The organism is Chryseobacterium pennae (assembly GCF_003385515.1).
GTDB lineage: Bacteria > Bacteroidota > Bacteroidia > Flavobacteriales > Weeksellaceae > Chryseobacterium > Chryseobacterium pennae.
On sequence record NZ_QNVT01000078.1, the window covers coordinates 1 to 525 of the forward strand.

Genomic DNA, 525 nt, shown 5'->3' on the forward strand with positions numbered 1-525 from the left:
AAGAGCCAAGCAGGTAGTGAATGTAAAAGCTTCCCCATTAGGAAGAGATGTAGTCACTCACATCGAATATGATCAGTTTGGAAGACAGACAAAAGATTATCTTCCTGTCCCACAATCAGGAACTCAGAATGGTGCCATTATTACCAATCCTTTATCCAATGCAACCCAACCCGGGATTTATGGGTCAGAAAAGATCTATTCGGAAAAGATGTTGGAAAAATCACCTTTGGACAGAATCATGCAGCAGATTCAGCCTGGTAACGACTGGGTCAATAAACCTGTAGGATTTTCATACGAAGCCAATATGGCTAATGAAGTATATCAGTATACCACGAAAACAACCTGGGAGAATGGAGCTACCAAAAGCGAGCTTATTCTGGCTTCAGCTACTTCCTTCTATGCTCCCGGAACCTTGTATAAAAATGTAGTCACTGATGAAGACGGGAACCTGACGGTGGAATTCAAAAATGGAAGGGGTCAGACCCTGATGGTGAGAAAGATCATTACCAATGCATATATAGACAC

General features: G+C 42.1%; 1 protein-coding gene. It reads left to right on the plus strand.

Features of this window, described 5'->3' with window-relative positions; all coding sequences use genetic code 11:
- A partial coding sequence (locus DRF65_RS28720) for a DUF6443 domain-containing protein (protein ID WP_228439012.1) occupies positions 1-525 on the plus strand: 525 nt, incomplete at both ends.